The organism is bacterium, from assembly GCA_022616075.1.
Classification (GTDB): domain Bacteria; phylum Acidobacteriota; class HRBIN11; order JAKEFK01; family JAKEFK01; genus JAKEFK01.
This window is the reverse complement of sequence record JAKEFK010000375.1, coordinates 1-4305: the sequence shown is the minus strand read 5'-3', so window position 1 is coordinate 4305 and position 4305 is coordinate 1. Positions and strand designations below refer to the sequence as shown.

Here is a 4305-nt window from a genome sequence, read left to right as displayed (position 1 = left end):
CCACTCGCACGGCATCTTCTTTTTGCATAATGGAGGGTCCTACATAAACATGGAATCCACTGTGTTTCCAGGTACGCATCTTTGCGATCAGTTCGGCACCGATGAGCTCTTTGGAAACCAGGAGCTTGTATACATGGGCTTCAAACAGCTCTCGAAGAACATTTTGGGCAAACAGCACAGCGGGGACAAAGGATCCGTCAGCATAAAAAGTTCATTTGATCGTGGCATAATCGTAGAGTTCGTTTGAGTCGTAACTTGCTCCCGTTACATAAACGTTTCCCGAAGCGTCAACGGCAACCGCATAGGCAAAGTTAAAGGAAGGATCATGTCCTGAGGTGTAGTTCCTGACCCAAGCCTCCTGCACGGTGGAAGAAGAAAGAATCGTATTCGCACCGTTGATAGCAAATGTAAGCAAAAAAAACAGGAACATTTTTCGGCCCATAAACTTCCTCCTGTTTCGGTGTATTTTTGGTAATCCAAAATTAAAACAATCAGGAAGGTGAAATAGTTCCAATTTTGCTAATGATATCTTACTCCTCTTCCGTGCACTCAGATAGAGTTTTTCCTCAAGGCGTTTTAGAATTGAGATCTATATCAGTTTTTCGGAAACACCAGAAGTGAAGGTAGAGAAAATTTCAGCCGTGACTTTGAAGGTTGCCGACATGCAAGCATCTGTGAAATTCTACAGAGATGTTCTTGGACTCAAGCTCATCTACGGCGGCGAAAAATCATCGTTCTCATCATTTAACACCACGGAAGAACGATCCGCGATCTTGAATTTAGAGCACGGGCAATCAGAAGCGAATTGGGGACGAATTATTTTCTATGTGGACGACGTAGATGCGTGCCGGCAATATCTTAAAGAGAAGGGATTCGATCCGGAAATACCCAGAGATGGCACATGGGGAGAACGTTACTTTCACATGCGCGATCCCGACGGTCATGAACTATCGTTCGCGCGTCCATTATGAAACACCTTCTCCTTCTGTCGCTGGTTGCAAGAATTGAAATCCCTTACTCTTCAATAACTTACCTTTTCATGCGAGTCGCCTGGAGTTGGCTCGAATTGCCTGATTTCCTGTTCTCGCGGGCACAATTTTGGGCACATTCCAGCCCGATGTCGTAAAATAGCCAAGGCAGTCAACTCCGTGGATTTAACAGGTCAGGGCACATTTATCGCAATCGGAGTTGGCGTTTTATTTTTTCAGAGATGTGAATGTTGCGAGCCAGATATCCGATTCAAATGTTCTTTTCAAGAAGAAGATTGTGCGGCTGTCCGAAGTAGCGCGCGCGAACGTAATGGATGTTCCTTCAGGAGCAGTGTAGAGCGTCTCCAGCCTTTTGTTTTCTAAATCCAATAAGTACATGTGCAGAATATCTGTGAACACAATACTTCGGCCGTCGGAGAGCCATTCACAAAATGGCGGCCTTGGCTGAATGTCAGCGACTTTCTGAAACTGCTTTGTGTGAAGATCGTAAATCCAGAGTCCAGGTACAGGGACACCTTGCCCGTTTCCAACGGGACCACATAACCTGGTTCCATCCGGTGACCAGCCGCGTGCCTGGAAAATCTGATTGGATCCAACCTGCGGCAGAATCTCCGGGTTTGTGGCTGGAAGTTTGCCTGATACATCGAACAAATAATTACCCTGTTGATCGTTGCAGACGATTCTCTTTCCATCAGGAGACCAGGTCGGGTTCCACGGTGCCTGTCTTTCCGTTTTAGTTAACTGTTTCAAGTCGCTTCCATCGATCCGGATGCTCCAAATCTCATATTTGCCAGTACGATCGGAAAAAAACGCAATTGTCTTTCCATCCGGCGAAAAAGCGGGCCCGCGATCTTTCGGTGCATCATCGGTAAGCTTCCGGATATCGGTTCCGTCGGCTCGTCCAACATAGATGTCTTCCTGCGTGCCGACGTTGCTGAACGTAATCCATTGCCCATCGGGCGACGCACCGGTACTGAAAATTTTTGCAATTGTTATCAGACGTGGTTCCCCTTCAAATTTTCGTGAAACAGGATCGAAGGAGACTTTCATAAGGTTACGGCGGTCATCCATTGAACTATAGATGAATTGTTTTTCATCAGCTGATACACTGATAAACCCTGTCCAGGGCGCCGGCGCGGTTAGAGCTTGAAATTTGCCAAGGGCTTTCCCGCTTTTCTCATCGACACGAATGCGCCACAAGTTCATACTTCCACTACGATCGCTACAGAAATAAATGTACCTACCATCAGGAGACCATATAGGACTCCAATCCGTCGGTCCGTCATTTGTAAGTTCAGTTACCGGTCCACCTGTTGCAGGTATGGTATAGATGTCACGTTGTCCGCCGCTCATTTGTTTCGGTCCAAGACCCCAGAATGCGATCCGGTCGCCATGAGGAGACCAGTCCGGTTGCACGGCATCTCCATGATAGAGTAAGGACTGCTGTCCGTTCACCACATCCACAACCCACAATTCACCGTTCAAGCCACGACTAGACGGATCACCTATCCTAGCCGTGGAGTATGCAATCTTTTTCCCATCAGGTGACCATGCAGGGTTATAGCCAACATTTGTCAGGCGCCGCACCGATTCACCGGTTGCACCCATGATGAAGATTCCGCCGCCATCGCGCTCGGAGCGAAATGCGATCCATTCGCCATCAGGGGAAAACCTTGCTGAGTAATCATTGGGCGATTGTTCGGTCAGATTGACCGGGTTGCGTCCGCCGACACGCTGCAAGTAAATGTCAAATTTGTCGGGAACCAAACCGTGTTCATAAATAAATGACTTTCCATCGGGCGAAATGCTTGGCCCCATTTCAAATCCTGGTTGATCTGTTAGTTGCCGGAACGTGATTTCCGGCAGAGGCCCTTCCATAGCGCGCCAGTGTAAAAAAAGCCAGACCGCAAAAGCGGCCACAATCGCGCACAATACAATGAAGGAAATCATCAACGTTTTGGATTTTTTAATGGTGACCGGTGCCGCTTGAACCGTATTAGCGGGCGTAGCTGTCACGCGGGTCGGGTCGACAGATGCTTCAGAATGTGCAGGACCCGCGGTGGTGGCGATTCCGGATTTAGCGGAACTGGAATCGCGTTTCAGCCTTTTGAGATCTGCACGCAGTTCGGCTGCGGACTGACAGCGAACGTCGCGATCTTTCTCCATTGCCTTTTGAATGATCCGTTCGAGTTCATAAGGTAGCTCAGGATTCAAGCGTGTTGGTGGCACGGGTTGACGGTTCAAAATTGCCTCAAAGATTACTGCATTTGATGCCCCGCTAAACGCCTGCTGTGCAGTCGCCATTTCATACAGCACAAGACCAAACGAAAACAGATCCGTGCGGGCGTCCAATTCTTCGGCGCGCGCTTGCTCTGGGGACATGTAGGCAACGGTGCCCACCGTCATTCCGGGACTGGTTAGCGCTGGATCCATCGCTCCGGTCTCAAGAGCCGATATAGATCCAGTGGAGAGTTTTGTGATCACATGTTTGGCTAGACCGAAATCCATTACCTTTGCCTGGCCTCGTTTCGTAACGAAGATATTCGCCGGCTTGATGTCGCGATGAATGATCCCTTGCGAGTGGGCTGCATCTAGGGCGTCGGCAATTTGGATCGAGAGGTCCAGCATTAATTCGAGCGGTAATGGCGTATTCTGCACCCGATGCTTTAACGTTTGGCCCTCCAACAGTTCCATGACGATGAAGTGAGCGATCTCTTCTAATCCATTAGTAGTCGCAACCGTTGCCGAACCGATGTCATGAATTACGCAAATGTTGGGGTGATTCAGCGCGGATGCCGCCCGCGCCTCCCGCTGCAATCTCTCGAGCGCTTGCGGGTCGTCTGAGAGTTGCGGAGGCAGAAACTTCAGCGCTACACCTCTACCCAGCCGTGTGTCTTCCGCGCGATAAACAACTCCCATACCGCCGCCGCCCAGCAGCTCAATGATTCGATAATGAGATACTGTTTTTCCGATCATGGATGTACCATTACGCTCAGGCAAAGGAGCCTCGTCAATTATATTCTGCCGCTTATTTAGCTGAAAAAGAAAACAGCGGCGGTTTTTTACGCCGCCGTGGTAACGAAAACACAAATCTCCGAGAAAAGCTAAGCACATTCACGGGCACAAGCGTTGCTTTACACAAATAGAAGAAAAAGCTAAATTAAGCTCTGCGTTCTGCGATCACAATTACGATTACGAGATTACGGAGGGATGGCCGAGTGGTTTAAGGCGGCGGTCTTGAAAACCGCTGGGGGTGCAAGCTCCCCGTGGGTTCGAATCCTACTCCCTCCGCTCAGATCGTTCCCGCCCGTGTGAT

Annotated in this window: 3 protein-coding genes and 1 tRNA gene; 2 read left to right on the top strand and 2 right to left on the bottom strand. The window is 49.3% G+C overall.

The features are described 5' to 3' along the window. Positions 1-211: 211 nt before the first annotated feature. Entirely contained in the window at positions 212-442 is a 231-nt protein-coding gene (locus L0156_29360) for a hypothetical protein (protein MCI0607114.1), read from the bottom strand. Between the two features lie 175 nt (positions 443-617). On the opposite strand from L0156_29360, the gene L0156_29355 reads away from it, so the two are divergent. Then, positions 618-971, top strand: a complete 354-nt coding sequence (locus tag L0156_29355; protein MCI0607113.1) for a VOC family protein — start codon at positions 618-620, stop codon at positions 969-971. A 225-nt stretch (positions 972-1196) separates the two neighbouring features. Here L0156_29355 and L0156_29350 read toward each other — a convergent pair whose 3' ends face one another. Beyond that, entirely contained in the window at positions 1197-3965 is a 2769-nt protein-coding gene (locus L0156_29350) for a protein kinase (protein ID MCI0607112.1), read from the bottom strand. Between the two features lie 228 nt (positions 3966-4193). Here L0156_29350 and L0156_29345 point away from each other — a divergent pair. Further along, a tRNA-Ser gene (locus tag L0156_29345) sits at positions 4194-4280 on the top strand. The last annotated feature ends 25 nt before the right edge of the window (positions 4281-4305 follow it).